The sequence below is a fragment of the Mariluticola halotolerans genome (assembly GCF_021611515.1).
In the GTDB taxonomy this organism is placed as follows: domain Bacteria; phylum Pseudomonadota; class Alphaproteobacteria; order Rhizobiales; family Devosiaceae; genus Mariluticola; species Mariluticola halotolerans.
Genome location: NZ_CP090960.1, coordinates 97,046 through 117,160, shown reverse-complemented (window position 1 = coordinate 117,160; position 20,115 = coordinate 97,046). Strand labels below are relative to the sequence as shown.

Annotated in this window: 20 protein-coding genes and 1 tRNA gene; 9 read left to right on the top strand and 12 right to left on the bottom strand. The window is 59.3% G+C overall.

Features of this window, described 5'->3' with window-relative positions:
* From L1P08_RS00620 to phnN, 6 genes are all read left to right on the top strand, one after another.
* Nucleotides 1-1,107 carry a carbon-phosphorus lyase complex subunit gene (locus L1P08_RS00620; protein ID WP_303618086.1) on the top strand — a complete coding sequence of 369 codons (1,107 nt, stop codon included), beginning with the start codon at nt 1-3 and terminating at the stop codon, nt 1,105-1,107.
* Nucleotides 1,104-2,006 (top strand): alpha-D-ribose 1-methylphosphonate 5-phosphate C-P-lyase PhnJ, encoded by a 903-nt coding sequence (locus L1P08_RS00615; protein WP_303618085.1) that lies wholly within the window; start codon nt 1,104-1,106, stop codon nt 2,004-2,006. The genes L1P08_RS00620 and L1P08_RS00615 overlap by 4 nt, the downstream gene beginning before the upstream one ends.
* Nucleotides 2,003-2,788 (top strand): phosphonate C-P lyase system protein PhnK, encoded by a 786-nt coding sequence (gene phnK, locus L1P08_RS00610; RefSeq protein ID WP_303618084.1) that lies wholly within the window; start codon nt 2,003-2,005, stop codon nt 2,786-2,788. Before L1P08_RS00615 ends, phnK begins: the two co-directional genes overlap by 4 nt.
* A gap of 1 nt (nt 2,789) precedes the next feature.
* Nucleotides 2,790-3,494, top strand: coding sequence for a phosphonate C-P lyase system protein PhnL (gene phnL, locus L1P08_RS00605; protein ID WP_303618083.1), 705 nt, complete (start codon nt 2,790-2,792; stop codon nt 3,492-3,494).
* A gap of 76 nt (nt 3,495-3,570) precedes the next feature.
* Nucleotides 3,571-4,710 carry an alpha-D-ribose 1-methylphosphonate 5-triphosphate diphosphatase gene (locus L1P08_RS00600; protein ID WP_303618082.1) on the top strand — a complete coding sequence of 380 codons (1,140 nt, stop codon included), beginning with the start codon at nt 3,571-3,573 and terminating at the stop codon, nt 4,708-4,710.
* Nucleotides 4,710-5,279: a phosphonate metabolism protein/1,5-bisphosphokinase (PRPP-forming) PhnN gene (gene phnN, locus L1P08_RS00595; RefSeq protein ID WP_303618081.1), complete on the top strand. Its 570-nt coding sequence runs from the start codon at nt 4,710-4,712 to the stop codon at nt 5,277-5,279. Before L1P08_RS00600 ends, phnN begins: the two co-directional genes overlap by 1 nt.
* A 33-nt stretch (nt 5,280-5,312) precedes the next feature.
* Here the strand turns inward: phnN and L1P08_RS00590 are convergent.
* The 3 genes from L1P08_RS00590 to L1P08_RS00580 form a co-directional block, all read right to left on the bottom strand.
* Nucleotides 5,313-5,389: transfer RNA gene (locus tag L1P08_RS00590), tRNA-Ile, on the bottom strand.
* 97 nt (nt 5,390-5,486) lie between these two features.
* Nucleotides 5,487-6,704 (bottom strand): OsmC family protein, encoded by a 1,218-nt coding sequence (locus L1P08_RS00585; RefSeq protein WP_303618080.1) that lies wholly within the window; start codon nt 6,702-6,704, stop codon nt 5,487-5,489.
* A gap of 76 nt (nt 6,705-6,780) precedes the next feature.
* The gene (locus tag L1P08_RS00580) at nt 6,781-7,938 is read right to left on the bottom strand and encodes a fumarylacetoacetate hydrolase family protein (RefSeq protein ID WP_303618079.1); all 1,158 of its coding nucleotides are present in this window, start codon (nt 7,936-7,938) and stop codon (nt 6,781-6,783) included.
* Between the two features lie 188 nt (nt 7,939-8,126).
* Between L1P08_RS00580 and L1P08_RS00575 the strand changes: the two genes are divergently transcribed.
* Nucleotides 8,127-8,855, top strand: a complete 729-nt coding sequence (locus L1P08_RS00575; protein WP_303618078.1) for an SIMPL domain-containing protein — start codon at nt 8,127-8,129, stop codon at nt 8,853-8,855.
* A 40-nt stretch (nt 8,856-8,895) separates the two neighbouring features.
* On the opposite strand, the gene L1P08_RS00570 is transcribed toward L1P08_RS00575, so the two are convergent.
* Genes L1P08_RS00570 through L1P08_RS00560 form a run of 3 tightly spaced genes read right to left on the bottom strand, consistent with a single transcriptional unit; the run spans nt 8,896 to nt 10,615 of the window.
* The gene (locus tag L1P08_RS00570; protein ID WP_303618077.1) at nt 8,896-9,720 is read right to left on the bottom strand and encodes a sulfite exporter TauE/SafE family protein; all 825 of its coding nucleotides are present in this window, start codon (nt 9,718-9,720) and stop codon (nt 8,896-8,898) included.
* Between the two features lie 6 nt (nt 9,721-9,726).
* Nucleotides 9,727-10,194 (bottom strand): ankyrin repeat domain-containing protein, encoded by a 468-nt coding sequence (locus L1P08_RS00565; RefSeq protein WP_303618076.1) that lies wholly within the window; start codon nt 10,192-10,194, stop codon nt 9,727-9,729.
* 1 nt (nt 10,195) lies between these two features.
* Nucleotides 10,196-10,615, bottom strand: a complete 420-nt coding sequence (locus tag L1P08_RS00560; RefSeq protein ID WP_303618075.1) for a secondary thiamine-phosphate synthase enzyme YjbQ — start codon at nt 10,613-10,615, stop codon at nt 10,196-10,198.
* Nucleotides 10,616-10,767: 152 nt separating this feature from the next.
* On the opposite strand from L1P08_RS00560, the gene L1P08_RS00555 reads away from it, so the two are divergent.
* Complete coding sequence (locus L1P08_RS00555; RefSeq protein WP_303618074.1) at nt 10,768-12,651, top strand: OmpA family protein; 1,884 nt, start codon at nt 10,768-10,770, stop codon at nt 12,649-12,651.
* A gap of 71 nt (nt 12,652-12,722) precedes the next feature.
* Here L1P08_RS00555 and L1P08_RS00550 read toward each other — a convergent pair whose 3' ends face one another.
* The 4 genes from L1P08_RS00550 to L1P08_RS00535 all read right to left on the bottom strand — a co-directional run bounded on the left by L1P08_RS00550 (nt 12,723) and on the right by L1P08_RS00535 (nt 15,899).
* A complete protein-coding gene (locus L1P08_RS00550) occupies nt 12,723-13,616 on the bottom strand; it encodes an alpha/beta hydrolase (protein WP_303618073.1) in 894 nt (297 codons plus the stop codon).
* 92 nt (nt 13,617-13,708) lie between these two features.
* Complete coding sequence (locus L1P08_RS00545; RefSeq protein ID WP_303618072.1) at nt 13,709-14,599, bottom strand: alpha/beta hydrolase; 891 nt, start codon at nt 14,597-14,599, stop codon at nt 13,709-13,711.
* A gap of 277 nt (nt 14,600-14,876) precedes the next feature.
* A complete protein-coding gene (locus tag L1P08_RS00540; RefSeq protein WP_303618071.1) occupies nt 14,877-15,170 on the bottom strand; it encodes an HlyU family transcriptional regulator in 294 nt (97 codons plus the stop codon).
* A gap of 75 nt (nt 15,171-15,245) precedes the next feature.
* Nucleotides 15,246-15,899 carry a TetR/AcrR family transcriptional regulator gene (locus tag L1P08_RS00535; RefSeq protein ID WP_303618070.1) on the bottom strand — a complete coding sequence of 218 codons (654 nt, stop codon included), beginning with the start codon at nt 15,897-15,899 and terminating at the stop codon, nt 15,246-15,248.
* 160 nt (nt 15,900-16,059) lie between these two features.
* Between L1P08_RS00535 and L1P08_RS00530 the strand changes: the two genes are divergently transcribed.
* The gene (locus tag L1P08_RS00530; RefSeq protein ID WP_303618069.1) at nt 16,060-17,109 is read left to right on the top strand and encodes a hypothetical protein; all 1,050 of its coding nucleotides are present in this window, start codon (nt 16,060-16,062) and stop codon (nt 17,107-17,109) included.
* 53 nt (nt 17,110-17,162) lie between these two features.
* Here the strand turns inward: L1P08_RS00530 and L1P08_RS00525 are convergent, their stop codons facing one another.
* Entirely contained in the window at nt 17,163-19,652 is a 2,490-nt protein-coding gene (locus L1P08_RS00525; RefSeq protein WP_303618068.1) for a membrane-bound PQQ-dependent dehydrogenase, glucose/quinate/shikimate family, read from the bottom strand.
* A gap of 142 nt (nt 19,653-19,794) precedes the next feature.
* Nucleotides 19,795-20,019: a hypothetical protein gene (locus L1P08_RS00520; RefSeq protein WP_303618067.1), complete on the bottom strand. Its 225-nt coding sequence runs from the start codon at nt 20,017-20,019 to the stop codon at nt 19,795-19,797.
* Between the last annotated feature and the right edge of the window lie 96 nt (nt 20,020-20,115).

Below are 20,115 nucleotides of genomic sequence, written 5' to 3'. Positions count from 1 at the left end.
ATGTATGTTGCCGTAAAGGGCGGTGAAAAGGCCATCCGCAACGCCCACAAGCTGTTCGCCAGCAAGCGGCGCGGCAAGGCCAATGTGCCCGGCCTCACCATTGAACAGATCACCGAACAGCTCTCCTTCGCCATCGACCGGGTAATGGGGGAAGGCTCGCTGTTTGATCGGGGCTTGGCCGCCATGGCCATCCGTCAGGCCCAGGGCGACATGATCGAGGCGATCTTTCTGGTCCGCGCCTATCGCACCACCCTGCCGCGTTTCGGCTATTCGGTGCCGGTCGAAACCGCCAAAATGCATGTGGAGCGCCGCATTTCCGCCGCCTACAAGGATTTGCCCGGCGGCCAGTTGCTCGGCCCGACTTTCGATTATTCCCAGCGCCTGATCGATTTTGATCTCGACCCGGAAGCGCCGGCCCCCACACCCGACCAGTCCGAAACCATTGAAACCGGCCCCATGCCCCGCGTCACCGACCTGCTCGGTGCCGATGGCATGATGGAGCCGGACCCCGAAGACCATCCCGAGGGCCTTGTCGGCGATCTGACCCGCGACCCGCTCAGCTTTCCCGCCGACCGCGACCTGCGCCTGCAAAATCTGGCCCGGGGCGACGAGGGTTTCCTGCTGGCCCTGGCCTATTCCACCCAGCGCGGCTATGCCCGCACCCACCCCTTTGCCGGCGAAATCCGCATGGGCGATGTCGATGTCAGCTTCTTTGCCGAGGAAGTCGGCTTTGAAATCCCCATTGGCCGCATCACCCTCACCGAGTGCCAGATGATCAACCAGTTCAAGGGCTCGGCAAAAGCCCCGCCCCAGTTCACCCGCGGCTATGGTCTGGTGTTCGGTCATTCAGAACGCAAGGCCATGTCCATGGCGCTGGTCGACAGGGCGCTGCGCTGGAAAGAGCTCGGCGAGGAACAAACCGCCCCGGCCCAGGACGAGGAATTCGTCATGTCCCATTCCGACAACATTCAGGCCTCCGGCTTCGTCGAACATCTCAAATTGCCGCATTACGTGGATTTCCAGGCCGAACTCGACCTGATCCGCATGATGCACAAGGAAGGCGCCGATCGCGACACCGATAGCGCACAGCAGGAGGCGGCAGAATGAGCCTCGACACCCTCTCGGCCACAGCCCCGGCCTATAATTTCGCCTATCTCGACGAACAGACCAAGCGCATGATCCGCCGGGCCATTCTCAAGGGCATTGCCATTCCCGGCTATCAGGTGCCGTTTGCCGCCCGCGAAATGCCCATGCCCTATGGCTGGGGCACCGGCGGCGTACAGGTCACCGCCGCCATCCTTGGCCCCGATGACGTCCTCAAGGTCATCGATCAGGGCTCGGACGACACCACCAATGCCGTCGCCATCCGCAATTTCTTCGCCCGCACCGCCGGTGTGGCCATGACGGCAGCGACGGCTGAGGCCTCCATCATCCAGACCCGCCACCGCATTCCCGAGGAAGCGCTGACCGAAAATCAGGTTCTGGTGTTTCAGGTCCCCATCCCTGAGCCCTTACGTTTTCTCGAACCGCGCGAGACCGAGACCCGCAAGATGCATGCCCTCTCTGAATACGGGCTGATGCATGTCAAGCTCTATGAGGACATTGCCCGGCACGGCCACATCGCCACCACCTATGCCTATCCGGTCATGGTCGAGGGCCGCTATGTCATGGACCCCTCGCCAACGCCGAAGTTCGACAACCCCAAAATGCATAAAATGGCAGCGCTGCAGCTTTTCGGCGCGGGCCGCGAAAAGCGCATCTACGCCCTGCCCCCCTATACCGATGTGGTCAGCCTCGATTTCGAGGATCACCCGTTCTCGGCACAGGAATGGCCGGATACCGAATGCGCCATGTGCGGCGCGGAAAATGTCTATTTCGACGAGGTCATTCTCGATGACAAGGGCAGCCGCATGTTTGTCTGCTCGGACAGCGATTATTGCGAAACCCGCCAGGCCGAAGGCCATTACGGCCCGCAACACGCCGAATACAAGGAGCGCCTGAAATGACCGCCGAACAACCGCTCCTCACCGTGCGTGGACTCTCCCATTATTACGGCAACCAGCTCGGCTGCCGCGATGTCGATTTCGATCTTTATCCCGGCGAAGTCCTCGCCATTGTGGGCGAAAGCGGCTCGGGCAAGACCACCCTGCTCAATTGCCTTTCCACCCAGCTAACCCCGAGCGAGGGCAGCGCCGTCTATCGCTTCCGCGACGGCAATCGCAAGAACCTGTTTTGCATGAGCGAAGCCGAACAGCGCACCCTGTTGCGCACCGATTGGGGCTTTGTCCGCCAGAACCCGCGCGAAGGCCTGCGCATGGGCGTCTCTGCCGGGGCCAATGTCGGCGAGCGGCTGATGGCCATCGGCAACCGCCATTATGGCAATATCCGCGAAACCGCCATCGACTGGCTGCAACGGGTGGAAATCAGCGCCGATCGCATTGACGATACCCCGCGCACCTTTTCCGGCGGCATGCAGCAACGCCTCCAGATTGCCCGCAATCTCGTCACCGGCCCCCGCCTCGTCTTCATGGACGAGCCAACCGGCGGGCTTGATGTTTCGGTGCAGGCGCGCCTGCTCGATCTGATCCGCCGCCTTGTCGCCGATATGGGGCTGGCTATCATCATCGTCACCCATGATCTGGCCGTGGCCCGCCTGCTCTCCCACCGCATCATGGTGATGAAGGATGGCAAGGTCATCGAAACCGGCCTGACCGATCAGGTGCTCGATGATCCGCATCAGGCCTATACCCAGTTGCTCGTCTCCTCCATCCTGCAAGTAGGGGCCTGATATGTCCGACCGTCCATTGCTGCACATCGCCAAACTCGGCAAGGGTTTCACCATGCATTTGCAGGGTGGCATCCGCCTACCCGTGGTCAACAATGTCTCGTTCGAGGTTTATCCCGGCGAATGCGTCGTCCTCGGCGGCCCCTCGGGCGCCGGCAAATCCTCGCTCTTAAAAATGGTCTATGGCAATTACGCCGCCGATAGCGGCAGCATCGAAGTGCTGCATCGCGACGAGGCCGTGCAAATGGTCGCCGCCGATCCGCGCCTGGTGCTCACCGTCCGGCAAAAAACCATCGGCTATGTCAGCCAGTTCCTCTCGGTCATCCCGCGCGTTTCCGCCCAGGATCTGGTGGCCGAAATCGCCCGCGAATGGGGCGCCGATGAAGCCGATGCCGCCATTGCCGCCGGCAACATGCTGGCCCGGCTCAATATCCCCGAACGGCTCTGGTCCCTGCCCCCGGCCACCTTTTCCGGTGGCGAACAGCAGCGGGTGAATATTGCCCGCGGCTTCATGGGCCAGCACCAGCTCTTGCTGCTCGATGAACCCACCGCCTCGCTCGACGCCATAAACCGCGCCGTGGTATTGTCGATGATCGCCGAAAAAAAGGCCGCCGGGGTTGGCATGCTCGGCATTTTCCACGATCCGGAAACTCGCGACGCCGTGGCCGACCGGATTGTCGACGTCACCCTGTTCGCCGCCGCAGCATGACTGGAATACGTCAAACGTTTGACACAACATCCGTGCTAGTGAGCGCGCAAACATCAAACCACAGATTCGATTGAAAATGTCCGCACTCAATTTCCAAAATGCCCGAATTGTCCTGGCCGATGAGGTTCTGGAAGGATCACTCTCCACCGACAACGGTTTGATCGCCGCGCTCGATGCGGGCAATGGCACCATCGGCGAAGATTTCGAGGGTGATTATCTCGTTCCCGGTCTGGTGGAATTGCACACCGATCACCTCGAAAACCATTATCATCCGCGCCCCAAGGTCTTCTGGAATGCCACCGCAGCCCTGCAGGCCCACGACGCGCAGGTCGCCTCTTCCGGCATCACCACCGTTTTCGACGCCGTGCGCATCGGTTCAGATGCCGACGCCAGCTATAATCTGGGCGAGCATGTCGAAATCCTGGTCGACACCATCCGCGCCGCCAAGGCAGACGACCGGCTGCGCGCCGACCATTTCATCCACCTGCGCTGCGAACTGGCCACCGCCGACGCGCTTGAGCATTTCGAGACCTATTGCGATCTCGACGTGGTGCAACTGGCCTCGCTGATGGACCACACGCCCGGCCAGCGCCAGTTCGTCACCATGGATCTTTACTACGCCTATTATCAGGGCAAGACCGGCCGCAGCGACGAAGAGATGAAACGCTTCATCGCCGCGCGTATTGCCGACCAGCAGGAATTTTCCGAAGCCAATCGCCGGGGCATTGTCAGCCGCGGCCACGCCAACGGCCTCACCCTTGCCAGCCATGACGACGCCACCCAGGAACATGTGGATGAAGCCATGCGCGATGGCGTGCGTATTGCCGAATTCCCCACCACGCGGGAAGCCGCAGAAGGTGCGCGCAATGCGGGCCTCTCCATTCTCATGGGCGCGCCCAATGTGGTGCGCGGCAAATCCCATTCCGGCAATATCTCCGCCACCGAACTGGCCCGCGACGGCCTGCTCGATGTGCTGAGCTCGGACTATGTCCCTTTCTCGCTGATGCATGCCGCCTTCGAATTGCCCCAGCGCGTCGAAGGCATGGAACTGCCCCAAGCCATCAACATGGTCTCAAAAAACCCCGCCAACGCCGCCGGCCTCACCGACCGGGGCGAAATCGCCATCGGCAAACGTGCCGATTTTGCCCGCGTCACCATGCGCGGTGGCGTGCCCATCGTCCGCTCGGTCTGGCGGCAGGGCAAGCGGATCATCTGATGACCAAACCTAGCGGCACATTCGTGCTCGTCGTCGGCCCATCGGGCGCGGGCAAGGACACGCTGATCGCCGCCGCGCAAAAGCGGCTGGCCGATAATCCAGATTTTGTCTTCCCCCGCCGCATCGTCACTCGCAATGCCATGGTTGAACTGGAAGATCATGACAGCATAAACCGCCCCACCTTCGAGCGCATGCGCCTCAATGGCGATTATGCCCTCTTATGGGAAGCCCACGGCCTCGGCTACATCCTGCCCCGCAGCATCGACGCGCAACTGGCAGACGGCAAAACCGTCATTTGCAATGTGTCGCGCCGGGTGATTGATGAGGCCCGCGCCAAATATCCCGGCACCCGCGTTCTGCTGATCACCGCCGACCCCACCACCCGCGCCGCCCGCCTGGCCCAGCGCGGCCGCGAAACCGAAGCCGAAATCAAAGCCCGCCTCACCCGCCAGCCCGCCGACATCCCGCAGGGGATCGGGGTGACAATAATCGACAATTCCGGCGCACTGGAAGACGGGGTGGAAGCGTTTTTGGGGGCTTTATCCGCCCAAGCAACGGCAGGCGTTTAAACGCAAATCGCAATCATCTGATATCGAGAAAAATGGTGGGCCCGCCTGGACTCGAACCAGGGACCAGACCGTTATGAGCGGTCGGCTCTAACCAACTGAGCTACAGGCCCGTAGCTTGCGTAAAGCTGCACTGCTCATAGCAAAAGCGGGGCCGAGGTCAAAGGGAAAACTCTGCCGAACCGCTAAAGGCTTAATGCCTGCTTATAATCAAGGGGTCAGCGTCGCGTCATAGCCGGAAATGCGCACCCGCGCCTTCAGGTCGGCCTTGCACAGCGCGTGCAAAAAACAGGTCTGCTCGGCCATATCCAGCGCCTGCCGCGCAAAAACGTCATTCTGCTCAGAAAACAGATAAACATGGGTCTCCACCGGATCTGCCGCACCGGCACTACCCGTATCGCCCGAGGCCCCGCCCCGCGACGTGTGCAAATCCTGCACGATGCGATATTCGCTAAGCGGTTTGCGCACGATTTTGGCATAACGCCCGAACTGGGTCATAAAGCAAAAGCCGATGCCCGCCGCTGCATAGCTGAGCGCGTCCGGCGCACGGCTGGTGCCATCCGCCCCCACCTCATCCGAGCGGAAACGAAACACGCTGCCATGCGGGTTATAGAGATATTGCACAATCTCCTTCTGCCCGTCGGGCAATAGCGTGCAATGCACCCTGACATGCAATAGCCGGTCCTGCCGGTCGGCCAGCGAACCGCTGGCAAATGTCTTGGTATTCTCGTTTTCCGGGGTCATCCGGTCGAACCGTTTCACCGTCTCGCCCCAATCCCCGGCAGCTGGCCCAATCCCGGCAAACACATCGCCGGGGTCGGCCATCATGTCGCCAGCAATATTGGGGGCCCGCGCCGTTTTGATCTGCGTCCCGTTATGCGCCAGCGCAAACAAGCTGTCCTTGTGGCCGCGCAGCAACCCGTTGAGCGGAGACGCCGCCACCGCATCGCATACCAGCCCCTGCAGCGTCGCCGCATCAGCATCGCTGTCGATTTGCGCCTGCAGCTCCACATCCTTGGCCCCGCCGCGCATTGAACCGCGAATGGCAGAGCCCTTCATCGTATAGAAATTGTCCAGCACCAGCCGGATCTGGCGAATAACAATGCCGCGTCGCTCTGCCAGCGCCAGCACTTCATTCATATAGGAGGAGACCATGCCGGTGGAAAGAAACGACAAGGGGCACGGGGCCTGATCATGCCCGTCAAGATAAGCCCCCTCGTCAGAAGCCAGCCGCCACGCCTGCCCGGTGCGCGCCGAGACGACAACCGCCTCCTTCTGCATCACCGAGAGCGAACGCACTGCGACCCGCACCGCTTCCCCCAGCCGGTTTTCCGGCAGGGGCAGTTTGTGTGTTTTGGTTTTCTTGAGCGGAAAAAACAGCGGCAAACCGCTATTGCCCAGAATGTCTTCGCCTGCCGCCATCTTCATTCCCTTGCAATCTGAACGGAATTTGGTCCGAACACTGCGGCAAGGTCAAGGCAGCAGGCAAAGCATCTGTGTATGGCTAGAGCAAGCCGCCCTTGGCCAGATCGCGCAGCAAATGGCTTGCGCCATAGGTCCAGGGCGGGCATTCGGTGGAAAGCCGCACGCGGTTCTGCAAGGTCCCCAGTTCAGGTGTGGAGATCGACACCACATCGCCCATTTTATGAGTAAAGCCCTTGCCCTCGCCATCGCGGTCCTGCACCGGCGCAAACATGGTGCCAAGATAAAGCACCAGCCCGTCGGGATATTGATGATGATCGCCAAGGGTCGCCGCCACCAGCGATTCCGGCGTGCGCGAAATCTGGTTCATCGAGCTGGCACCGGCCATCTCAAACCCGTCCTCGCCGACAACCTTCATTTCAAGCTCGGCCTGCTTCACCGTCTCCAGCGTAAAATCGCCATCGAACAGGCGCACGAACGGCCCCATGGATGCGGACGCGTTATTGTCCTTCGCCTTGCCCAGCAACAGCGCCGAACGGCCTTCCACGTCGCGCAAGTTCACATCATTGCCCAGCGTCGCGCCCACAATCGTCCCCGCAGAGGAAACAACCAGCACAACCTCCGGCTCGGGATTGTTCCAGGTCGAAATCGGATGCAAGCCCACATCAGCGCCATATCCCACCGAGGACATGGGCTGCCCTTTGGTGAAAATCTCCGCATCCGGGCCAATCCCGACCTCAAGATATTGCGACCAGACACCGCGCTCGATCAGCGTCTTTTTCACTTCCATCGCCGTGTCAGATCCGGGCACCAGCTCCGAGAGGTCCGTGCCGATCAGCCCCAGAATATCGGCGCGCAACAGGTCCGCCTTGGACTTGTCGCCCTTTGCCTGCTCTTCAATCACCCGCTCCAGCAAGCTGACAACAAAGGTCACCCCGGAAGCCTTCACCGCCTGCAAATCGATCGGCGACAGCAAATATGGCTTGTTCGTATCCCGTTCGGCAGCCCAGCTATTGGCGATAATGTCATCGACATTGCCCACTGCCGCGCCCTCAGCCTGCGCCACATAGCGCGCCGGGTCGTCCATCTCGCAAATATCGCGCGCCGTTGGCGCAGCTCTTGTGGTGATGTCCGTCACCACCCCGTCACGCAGCGTCACAAGCCGGGGATAAACGTAACCAGGTAGCTGTGCCCGGCCCAGAAATACACCCTTGTCCGGCACGATTGCGGGGCTCGCCATGTTCATTCTCCATTCATCATCCAACTAGCATGTTAGTTGCCAGCGCTGGTGTGAGTAACGCACCCGCGCTTCACTGGCAAGCGCTGGCACAGCCTGTATTGGACAAATTGCAAACCATCCGCTTGCCCCAAAACCGACGCAAAGCCTTTCCATCACTGCGCCCATATTATTTTTCAAGGAGTTCCCCAATGCATCCGTTTTTCAAGGCCCTGCCCGTTTTGCTGGTGCTTGCCCTGCCCGCCACAGCCCTCGCAGAGAACAAGGTCACCCCGGGCATGATCGAAATTCAGGGCACAGGCGAAGTCGCCGCCGCCCCCGACATGGCCTTTGTCTCCTCCGGCGTCACCACCCAGGCCGACACAGCCCGCGAGGCGCTCAACGCCAATACCGCCGCCATGGCCGAACTAATCAAGGTGCTTGAGGAAGCCGGCATTGAGGCCAAGGACATCCAGACATCGAATTTCTCGGTGCAGCCGCAATATGTCTATTCCGACAAGCGCAATGAAAACGGCTACACCAGCCCGCCCAAGATCGCCGGCTATCAGGTCTCCAACGCGGTGACAGTGCGCGTGCGCAAGCTCGATACACTCGGTGCCGTGCTCGACAAGGCCGTAACGGTCGGTGCGAACACGATTGATGGCATTCGTTTCTCGGTCAGCGATACAGACGCGCTCTACGAAAAAGCCCGCAAGGACGCCATCGCCGACGCCAAGGCCAAGGCCGAACTCTATACTGAAGCCGCAGGCGTTGGCCTCGGTCGCATCCTGCAGATTTCAGAAAATAACGGCTTCACCCCGCAGCCGATGATGATGCGCGAGAAAGCCATGATGGCGTCAGACGCAGCACCGGTGCCCATGCAGGGAGGCGAAGTCAATTACAACGTCTCGGTTTCCGTTCGCTGGGAACTCGATCAGTAAACACGACCCATTCAGGCTGGCTGCGGCCAGCCTGAACCTGCTATCCGGTGATTGCCTGTACAATCATCTTGAGGCCGACAATCGCCAGAAACACCCCGAACGCCAGTTTGAGCTGTTTCTGGTCCAGCCGGTGCGCCAGCGCCGCCCCCAAAGGGGCCACCAGCATCGCCACAACCCCAATCAGCAACAATGCCGGAATATTGATATAGCCAAGGCTGAGCGGTGGCCTGCCCGCGATACCCAACCCCGAAATGGCGAAACCAATCGTCGCGGGCACCGCCAGCAGCACACCCAGCGCCGCGCTCGTGCCCACAGCCTTGTGCATGGGATTGCCAAAAGCGGATAAGGTGGGCACGCTCAATGAGCCGCCGCCAATCCCCATCAACGCGGAAACATAGCCGATCAACGTCGCCATGATCCGGTGGGTCAGCGCCGAATCCTTCAAGCGCGACATCAGCTTTTTCTGTATCGGCAGCACGATATTGAGCGCCAGAAACAGCGCCACCGCACCAAAAATAATCCGCAGCACATCGCCCGAATAAAACCGCGCCATCAGCCCACCCAGCAGCGATGCAGCAACGATAAACGGCCCCCAGAGCTTGAGCACATCAAACATCACCGCCCCGCGCGCATGATGCGCACGTGCACTATTGGCGCCGGTTGCAATGATAACCGCCAGCGAGGTGCCCACCGCGACATGATGAAAAACCGCAGGATCATAGCCCATCACCTGAAAGGCAATCGCCATTGCCGGCACCATGACGATGCCACCGCCAACACCCAGTAATCCCGCAATCAGCCCCGCAAAGGCCCCTGCTGCCAGCAGGCCAAGAACCAGCGGCACATAATTCATCAGATCATTCATCAGGATTTATCCCCTCAAGCCCCCGGCAGCGAGCAACATCTCGATTACCTTCTCGCGCCTGTCTTGTGGGCTTTTGCATACCGCGTCAAGCGGACGTGTGCCATCGGCCCCGGCCGCATTCACATTCGCCCCCGCCTCCACCAGCAAAGCCACCATCTCGATATCGCACCAGCTCGCCGCGTTTTGCAGGATCTTCCGCCCGTCCGCAGACTGCCCTTCAATATTTGCCCCCGCCTCGATCAGCAATCGCGCCACGGCAACGCCCCCGCGCGGCCCCGAGGCGATATAGAGCAAGGGATCACCCTCCTTGCTCTTGGCTTGCGGGTTACCCCCCTCAGCCAGATAGGCCGTCACCTTGGCCGTATCATTAAGCGCAACAGCCGAGATAATCGGATCATTGCCGCGTCGGGACTGACAGGCCCCCAGCGCCGTAATGGCCGTCAGCATCAGCACAAGTCTGATCAATCCTGTCATCTTAGGCTCCCGAAAAATGCAGCACCACCTGCCGCTCATGCGGCGCGCGGCGATGCTCAAAAAGATAAATGCCCTGCCAGGTCCCCAAAACCATCTGTCCGTCAGCGACAGGAATACTGATCGAGGTTTGCGTCAGGGCCGTCTTGATATGGGCCGGCATATCGTCCGGCCCCTCAGCCGTGTGCACGATCCAGTCCATGCCTTCGGGAACCATTCGGGCAAAAAAGGCGTTCATATCAGTACATACGTCAGGATCTGCGTTTTCCTGGATGAGTAATGAACATGAGGTATGCCGACAAAACAGCGTCAAAAGTCCGGTGCGCGCGCCCGTCTTCTCGACGAAACCGGCAACCTGCCGGGTGAACTCGTAAAGGCCCTGGCCAGTTGTTGAAATGCGCTGAAGTGCCTGTTCATGCCGCATTCAGGGGCACCTCCCTAGTTATTCGGTCACACGGACCGAAACCCGCAAGCCATCCAGATGATCGACTTGCCTTAATTCAGCCGTGGAACGGTCCCGCTTCAGACCTATTCCAAAACGATAATTCAACTAACCCTATCAAGTGAGGACAAAATATGCGTTTACGCTCAAAAATAATGACCGGCACGGCCATCGGCCTGCTGGCATTTGCGCCTCTCTCCGCAAGTGCCCAGGATGCACCCGCAGAACTTATTGCCGCCTATCAGCAATATGCGGCCACCCGGATGGCATACACTCAGGCACAAGCCAGTGGTGAGGCCAGTGCAGAAGCGGAAGCGGCAATCGCTGCCCGTCAGAACCTTGGCAATGTCTGCGAAAGCCTTGGTGCCGCGTCCATCAGCGATTGCCTTGAGCAATACATAGCTGTTGACGAGCGCATCCCCGGCGACCTCGACCCGATCGAGGCAGCGCCGCCAGCCGAAATAGCGCCTGAAGCAACCCCGGAGCCAGAACCAGCGCCTGAAATGGTCGAAGAACCCGCCCCGGAGCCTGAAGTTGCGCCCGAAGAGCCGGCCGCAGCACCGGCTGAAATGGAAGAAGAACCAGCACCGGTTGCTGAGCCGGAACCTGTGGCAGAGCCTGAGCCTGAAATGGCGCCGGAACAGCCCGTAGAAGAAGCGGCACCCGCGCCTGCGGAAAAGCCGGCAGCTGAAGCTGCACCAAAACCCGAAACGAAGCAGGAAAAGCCGGTAACAGCGCCTGCCCCCGAAACCAAGAAAGGCGACGCCGCAGCGGAACCCGCTGACGCGGCAGAGCCCGCCGAACCGATCGTCGATGCAGATGTCGCCCCTGAAGAAGTGGCCCCTCTCCTCGATAGCGCCAAGGAAGAAAGCGAACCCGCCAAGGCGGATCAACCCCGCAAGCGCAAGCCAGAGGTAAAAGAAACCCCGGCAGAACCGGCACCGCAAAATGATGCCGAAGCCCAGGCCTTTGAAGCGCCGGTTGAGGTAAAGTCGATCGAAGCTGAAAAAGGTGAAGCTGTCGCCCCGAAAACAGAGGCACAACGCAGCGAACGGCGTGAACGCGACGACCGTCAGGATCGTGGCGAGAGCGGCGATCGTGACCGTCAGAGCGACCGCGGCGACCGTGATGACCGTCGCGAGCAGCAACGGCCTGACCGGGCCAAGGTTGTGCAGGAAGACGAGAGCGGTCTGCGCATTGTGTTGCAGTTCGGCAATCAGCTGATCGTGCAGAACCAGGACAGCCCCCGCCTCAACCGCGATGCCGATGAGCGTCAGGTCGAAAAGCTGCGCAATGGCCGCACCCGCGAAACCATTGAACGTCGCAACGGTTCGCGCCTCGTCACCATCTACAACCGCAATGGCGATATCCTGCGCCGTTCGCGCTTCACACCGGATGGTCGCGAGATCGTACTGGCCTATATCGATGAAGACCGCGAAGAAGACCTGCTCGATTGGCGTGATCCCGCCGAGGACCTGCCCCCGCTGCGCCTCAACATCCCGGCGCGGGAATACATCCTCGACAGTCAGGATGTCGATGAAGAGCGTCTGGCAGATTTCCTCGACCAGCCGCCGGTTGAACGCGTACAGCGCCTCTACTCGGTCGACGAGGTCAAGCGGTCCGCCCGTATCCGCGACATGGTGCGCCGACTCGAGGTTGGTGGCCTGACCTTTGACAGTGGCAAGGCTGCAATTGATCCAACCCAGATCAATAATATCAGCAAGGTCGCCAATGCCATGCTGGACCTGCTCGACGAAAACCCGGCAGAAACCTTCCTGATCGAGGGACACACCGATGCCGTTGGTTCAGACATCTCCAATCTGGGATTGTCAGATCGCCGCGCCGAGACAGTGGCCATTGTCCTCAGCGACATTTTCGGCATTCCGCCGGAAAACCTTGCAACTCAGGGGTATGGCGAGCGCTACTTGAAAGTGCGCACCGAATCCGCTGAGCGGCTGAACCGCCGGGTCACCATCCGCCGCATCACGCCGCTGGTCGCCCCTATCGCCCAGCGCTAGGCGATCAGTCACGCAAATGAAAAAAGGGGCATCAAGCGATGCCCCTTTTTTGCCCCCAAACCAGAGCAGACTTAGCTGCCCAAATGGTCCTGCACAAATGTGCCGATCTTTTCAAAAGCCTCCAGCGCTTCGGGTACATCCGGCGCTGCGTGATGCCAAATATGCCACATACCTGGCCATATCTGCAAATCCACTGTCACGCCCGCACTTTCCGCATGCTCCGCAAACACCTTGGAATCATCAACCATCACCTCACGGTCACCCACCTGCAGCAATACCGGCGGCATGCCCTGCAAATTGGCAAACATCGGTGAAATAATCGGATTGGCCGGATCAGCCTGATCATAATACCAGGGGCCAATCTCGTTATGCCATTCAAGGCTGATCGTGGGATCATTATCGGCATTCCCGGCATAGCTGGCACCAGAATTGGTCAGATCAAGCCAGGGCGCGATCATCACCAGACAGGCAGGCATCGGTGCGCCAGCCTCACGTAACGCCAGCAAGGTGGACGCTGCCATGCCACCCCCGGCACTATCGCCGCCAATAACAATGCGCCGGGCCGGAATCCCCTCGTGCAGCAGCGATCCATAAACCGAAAGACAATCGTGCACCCCCGCAGGAAACGGGTGTTCCGGCGCCAAACGATAGTCGGGCACCAGCACTTTCATGTTTGTCGCTTTGGACAGATAGGCGGCAAATTTGCGATGCGTCACCGGCCCGCCGGAGCAGAAACCGCCCCCGTGCAACAGAATGAAAACCGCATCACTGTCGCAATCGGGATGGATCACCCATTCGGCAATTACCCCGCCTGCCGTCACCGCAGACGTTTTCAGCCCCTCAGGCAACGGCTCAGCCTCGGCCCGCCGCTCCCATTCGCGGCGCAGGTCCGCAATCGGGCGCTTCACCCGTCCCTTGGCCGCCATCAATTCTGATAAAGCGCGTTCCGCTTCAACGCTTGGCACTGTCGATGCCCCCTCTACGCTCAGTGTTGCGCAGAAGCTTGTGTTACAAAAACCAAATAAGCAAGTAATTGCAGCTGGGTACTAATGCAGATTTAGCTAAAGTGTGCTTTTATGAAAACACCAATTTTCTCAATGGCTTCCTCAGCTTCCGGCAAATCAGGTGCCCATTGGTGCCACACATGCCACATATCCGGCCACACCTCGATTTCCGTCTCAACCCCCGCCTGCTTTGCTCTTTCGGCAAATACCAGCGAATCATCCAGCATGGCTTCGTGATCCCCGACATGCACCAGCATCGGCGGAAAATCGGTCAAATCCGCCTTGATCGGCGAGAGCAAGGGGTGCGCTGGATCAGCCGTCCCTGCATATTGCGCCGCCGCCTCCTGCAACCCTTCGCGCGTAATCGAGGGATCAAATTCACGCCGGGTCTCATAGCTTTCACCGCTCAGCGTGAGATCGGTCCAGGGGGACAGAAAAACCGCAGATGACGGCAGCGGCCCCTTTGCATCCCGCAAGGCCAGCAACAGCGTCGCCGCCAAACCGCCGCCGGCACTATCGCCACCAATACTGATCTGGGATGGGCTCATCATATTGCGCAATAACGCGCCATAAACCGCTGAAACATCTTCAAGCGCTGCAGGAAACGGGTGTTCAGGCGCCAGTCGATAATCGGGCACCAGCACCCGCGTGCCACTGGCACCGGAAAGGCGGGCAGCCAGATTGCGATGGGTAATGCAGCCCCCCGCCCTGTAACCACCGCCATGAATAAAAAGAAACACCCCTTTGCCGGGACTATCGGGATGTTGCACCCATTCGGCGCTCACCCCCGCCAGTTCAACTGGCTCGACTTTCGTCCCTTCCGGTACAGGATCGTTGGCAGCATTCTCCAACCATTCCTTCCGGCTCTCCTCAAGTCCAAGCTCAGGCGTATTTTTATCCGCAATAAGCTCGGCCTTGATGCGCTCGGCATCTGTGCTCGCCATCCGTTGTCGTCCCCTGAATCCCCGATAGCCCGAAAAGACTAAGGGTAGTTTCAAGGCAAGCGCAAGCCAGAGGCGACAAGTCTTGGGGTTATGGTAAGGATGTATTAACGCAAATCTTGCTCACATCCGCAAAACAGGAGTGGCAAAATCATGTCTGCTGAAAAATAAGGCAAAAAAAACGACTATCGAACGATAAACCCGGCCGACCCGAATCAGCCTTGGCCACGAATCCATGCGTCACGCAGCGCTGATATGTCCCTCAGCACTCATCTCACCCTCAGGCGCTGAACAGCCGGTCTCCCTGCTCATCCACAATCTGGCGGCCTTTACCCAGCGTCGCAGATGCGGCCATATCGGCAGAAGGCAGACGGTCAGCCCGGATAAACTGGTGGCTCTTCAAGGCCCCATCAATCTCTTTCTCAACAACGCCGCAAAGCTGAAACTCGCTACCAGCGCGCATTTCCAGCGCCTTGATTACGAAGCCCTGATATTCCTCCTGCTCGAATACCTTGGGTTCATTGCTGTTGTCAGCGCTGGCACCACCACCGAAAAGTTTCTTGAGAAAGGACATCTGGTTTCCCCTGCAACGCGATCTGGTTTTGAAAGCTACCTATAGCAGCAAATAGAAGGGTTTGGGGAGAGCATCTCAGCCTCTCGGTCCATCTGAAAAAATCCCTTCAACAAAATAACCCACCAGCATCTCGATCTGCGCCCAGGTTTGCGCACGCGCCCTGGGGTCAGCCTGGCCGACATAGTTCATCGTCACAATACCATGCACCGCCGACCAGAGCGTGCGTGCCGCCACCGCCCGTTCCGCATCCGTAAAAGGCGCACCAGCGAGACATTGGCCGATAATGCCGATCAACGCATTCTGCTGCGCCTGATAATCCTCGGCAGCGGCAGAAACCGGATGGCGGCGATTGAACGTCAACAAGCCATTCCAGCGGCTGGCATTGGCGGCAACAAAAGCGATATAGACCTCGGACAGCCCGAGCAGCAAATAGCGCATCCGCGCCTTTTGCGTGTCAGCCAGCTCGCCTGCCTGAATTGCCGCCGCCATCTCGCGCCCGATCCGCGCCGTTTCGCCGAGCGCCAGTGCGTTCAAATCGGTAAAAATGCGCGAACACGCCGCCCGCACCAACCCATCCACATTGCCATAAAGATTATAGACCGTTCCAACAGACACCCCGCTACGGTCAGCAACCGTGCGCGCTTTCACCAGATCCAGCCCGCCCGCGTCCATCAGCTCGAGCGTTACCTGCACCAGCTTCTCGCGCACCTCGTCATGTTCCAGCGCCATCACCGGTCTCCTTTAGAAGAAACGAACATATAACACAGTTTTGAACACCGTTCAAAAACTATTGCGCATTCTCTCAAACCTTGTTAAAAGCAATATGAACATTGTTCAAATTTGCCGCCGGTTACAAGATGGCTCCTAGCGAGCCTTAGGGAGAAACCAGATGACGGAACAATTGAGCGGACCAGATCCCAAGTTTGCGTCCCGCATAACACTTAATTTGAAAAAGCTCGTCAGCGACGGCCAGCTGAGCCAGGCAGAAGCCCAGCGCCTCAATGATCTGGGCGAGAGCGTCCTTACACGAAAAATATTCGCCAATGCTCTGCTGATTTTCGGAGCCATTATGGTGGTCACCGGCATTCTGGCGCTCGGCCCCTCGCTTAACACTGGCCTCGCACTTGCCGGCACAGCCCTCGCCCTCGGCACCGCGCTGATCTGGCGCGGCACTGATGAGTGGTGGCTGCTGGGCCGTGCCCTGGTGCTCATGGGTGTTCTAGGCCTTTGCGGCTGGACCGCCTTGCGTTTTGACGAACTCGGCCCGGAAATGACGCAGCTGACCTGGCCCACCATTCTCGCCCTGACACTCGCGGGCGCGATATTCTACCGCGACGCCGTTCTCGCGGCCCTGGCCCCCATCGCGCTCGGACACAGCATCGGTGGCGGCACTGCTTACTGGCACGCCTCCTATGGCCTGTTCATGCGGGAATCAAGCGTCACCATCCTTGTGTTCGGCCTGCTTTGTGCCGCCCTCCTCTGGGCGCTCTACCGCGTGCCGCAAAACTATGAGCTGGTCACCAAGGTCATGGCCCGCGTGAGTTTCTTCCTTGCCAATTTCGGCTTCTGGATTGGCTCATTGCATGGCGATTATCCCGGTCAACTCTGGCTGGCCGACGGGTTGAACTGGACAGACACGCAGTCATGGCAGGCGACATCCTTTTTCATCCCTGCCGAAGTGTTTTCGGTTGCCTGGGCTGTCTTCCTGCTGTTTGGCATCTATATGGGCATCCGCACAGGCCGCAGCTTTATCGCCAACACCGCCATCGTCTTTCTGGCAATCCACTTCTACACCCAGCTTTACGAGACCTTCCTCGACACACCGAGTGGCCTGGTGTTCGGCGGCGTTGTTCTCATCGGTTTTGGTCTCGGTCTTGTGCGGTTCAACCGCTGGATGACGGACTATCGTAAATCCCTGCAAAGCGAAGATAGCGCATAACAAAAAGCCCGGCGCACAAAGCGCCGGGCTCTTCATCTTCATCTGAAAGCTGGTCAGTTCTCAGGCAAGGCATAGGCAATGATGGAATCCCCGGCCTTGGTGCCGGTCGATCCGTGGCCACCGGCCACAACCACCACATACTGGCGGCCATCTTCCGGCGACCTGTAGGTCATCGGCGTTGCCTGCCCGCCAGCGGGCAAACGGCTTTCCCACAATTGCCGTCCTGTCGTCACGTCATAGGCACGGGCGTAATAGTCCATTGTGCCGCTAAGAAACGCGACGCCGCCCGCTGTCATGATCGGGCCACCGATACCGGGCACACCCATTTTAAAGGGCAACGGGATCGGCGAGAGATCCTGCACCGTGCCGTTAACGTGCTTGTAAAGCGTTTCACCGGTCGTCAAATCCGCGGCGGCAACATAGCCCCAGGGCGGCTGCTGACAAGGCAGTCCAAGCGGCGACAGGAACACGCCCATCTTGGCCGCATAAGGCGCGCCATAGTTCTCGTTGAACGCCGGCGCCCCCTCTTCGGTCACAACACGCTGCTCTTCGTTTTCACGCGGAATAAGCTGCGAGGTGAAAGCCATATAAACCGGCATGCCAAACATGATCTGGCGTTCCGGATCAACGGCAACGGCGCCCCAGTTAAACGCACCGAAATTACCCGGGTAAACAATCGTCCCTTGTTCGGAAGGTGGTGTATAGCGCCCCTCGTAACGCAGCGAATGAAACTGGATGCGGCAGTAAAGCTGGTCGAACATGCTCACGCCCCACATCTTTGCACCCGTCAACGGTTCGGGCAAAAAGCTGAGATTGGAAACAGGCTGGGTCGGCGCGGTATAATCACCCTCGACAGCCCCCTGCGGCGCAGCCACCTCGGTCACCGGCACAACCGGCTCGCCTGAGCGACGGTCGAGCACAAAGATCTCACCTTGCTTGGTCGCCACAACCAGCGAAGGCACGGTTTCTCCGTTAATGGTCAGGTCGATCAGGCTTGGTTGCGCGGGCATATCCATGTCCCAAAGGTCATGGTGCACACCCTGAAACACCCATGCCACCGCTCCGGTCTCAGCATTAAGCGCGACGATGGATGCCGAATATTTCTCGGCATTGGCATCACGATTGCCGCCAAACTGGTCGGGGGGCTGGTTGCCCATCGGGATATAGATCAGGCCCAGTTCCGGATCATAGCTCGATACGCTCCAGCTATTGGGCGAATTCTCCCGATAGGTCTCGCCATCCGCAATCGGCGCGGTTTCATCGGGGTTAAGGCTGTCCCAGTTCCAGACAAGCTCACCGGTCTGCAAATCAAATGCCCGGATCACGCCGGAAGGCTCGGTCGTCGACACATTGTCGTTCACCGCACCACCCACAACGATCAGGTCCTCGGTAATCACCGGCGGCGAAGTGGAATAATAAGCGCCCGGCGTTACATTCGGCATGTTCTGCCAAAGGTCCACCGTGCCATCCTCACCACCAAAGCCGGGGCAGATTTCACCCGTTTCAGCCGAAAGCGCAATCAGGCGGCCATCCGAGGTGGGAATAAACAGACGCGGGCCACAATCAATGCTGGCGGTCTGCACAGGCGTAACACTTGCCTCAGGTGCAGCACCCTCCAAGACCGTCGATGGCTCTGCGCCATCCGTCCCGGCTTCAGGCGCCACAGGAACAGTCGCAGAAACCGGCTCGGATACAGCCGTGCGCTTGATCGCACCTTCATAGGAAACACCACGGCAGGTCATGTGCTGTGTAGTTTCTGTAGGCGGCTGGTTCAACATCGGGTCAAACCGCCATTTTTCTTCACCCGTTGTCGCATCCAGCGCAATCACGGTCTGAAACGGCGTACAAAGATAAAGCGAATTCCCCACCATCAATGGGGTGACCTCATATGTGGTCTCACCCGGGTCCTCACCGTCGCGCACCTCGCCGGTCTGATAGGACCAGGCGACCTCAAGCTGGTCGACATTCTCAGGGGTAATGTCTTTCAACGGCGAAAACCGCTGGCCATAGGCAGAGCGGCCATAAGAGTGCCATTCGCCATCCGGCACAGCAACGGATGCAGGCAACTCGGCGCTTTGACGCGGTGCCGGCGCCGTACCAGCGAGATCGTTGGAAGGCACAAACATGGCCACAACGGCCACAACCACTGAAACGGCAATGCTGCCCCATAGCGCAATCACACCGCCCTGACGCCCCAGAACGGGCCAACGCGGCAACAGCATTGCGCCAAAAACAAACGGCAGGCCAAGGATAACACCCATGACAACAATCACGTCACCGCGCGGGGCCAGCGCCCACCAGTCAAGCCCGACTTCGCTGACAGCCCAGATCATGGACCCCGCAACCACAAGAGCATAGGCCCAGAGCGCTGCCGGGTCGAACCGCCAGGCAAGAGCACCGCTGACCAGAAAGCCGATCCCGGCAATGATATAGTACAAAGTACCGCCGGAGACAGCGAGCCATATTCCGCCCGCCAGCAACAAAAGACCGATCAGCGCCAGAACGCCCCCGGTCACGCGACATAGTATTTGTGAAAGGGACATCCCAAACCTCCATTGACGTCTTCTTTAAAACAAACGCGTCGATGGATGATTGGTTCCATTGCCCGCCGAAAGGCTTGGCTTTGGCGGCAACAAAAGGTCTGGAATATAAAAAAGGCCGCGCGGGTCAAGCCCGCGCGCAAGGTTACTTGCCCGAACGCTTGACGGTCTTGATTGCCAGCGGAGGGATACCCGATTTCTCGGAGATCTCGAGATCCTGCCGCTCGATTTCAGCTTTCACGGCGTCTTCACCGCCATCAAGCCCCTGCAACAGATCAGCCGGCACCCGGCGATTGGAACGCTGACTGCCATCCTCATAAACAACGTCATACATTACCATCTCAACGCGGGCTGTTGGTTTTTTTGCCATAACGGGCCTCCTTCAGAAAAACGTGCGTGCCTGTCCGGCAATTTTGTGCCGGTTCTCTATCATCCCGCGCGCCCGATAGCGAGAGCGCAAGACAGC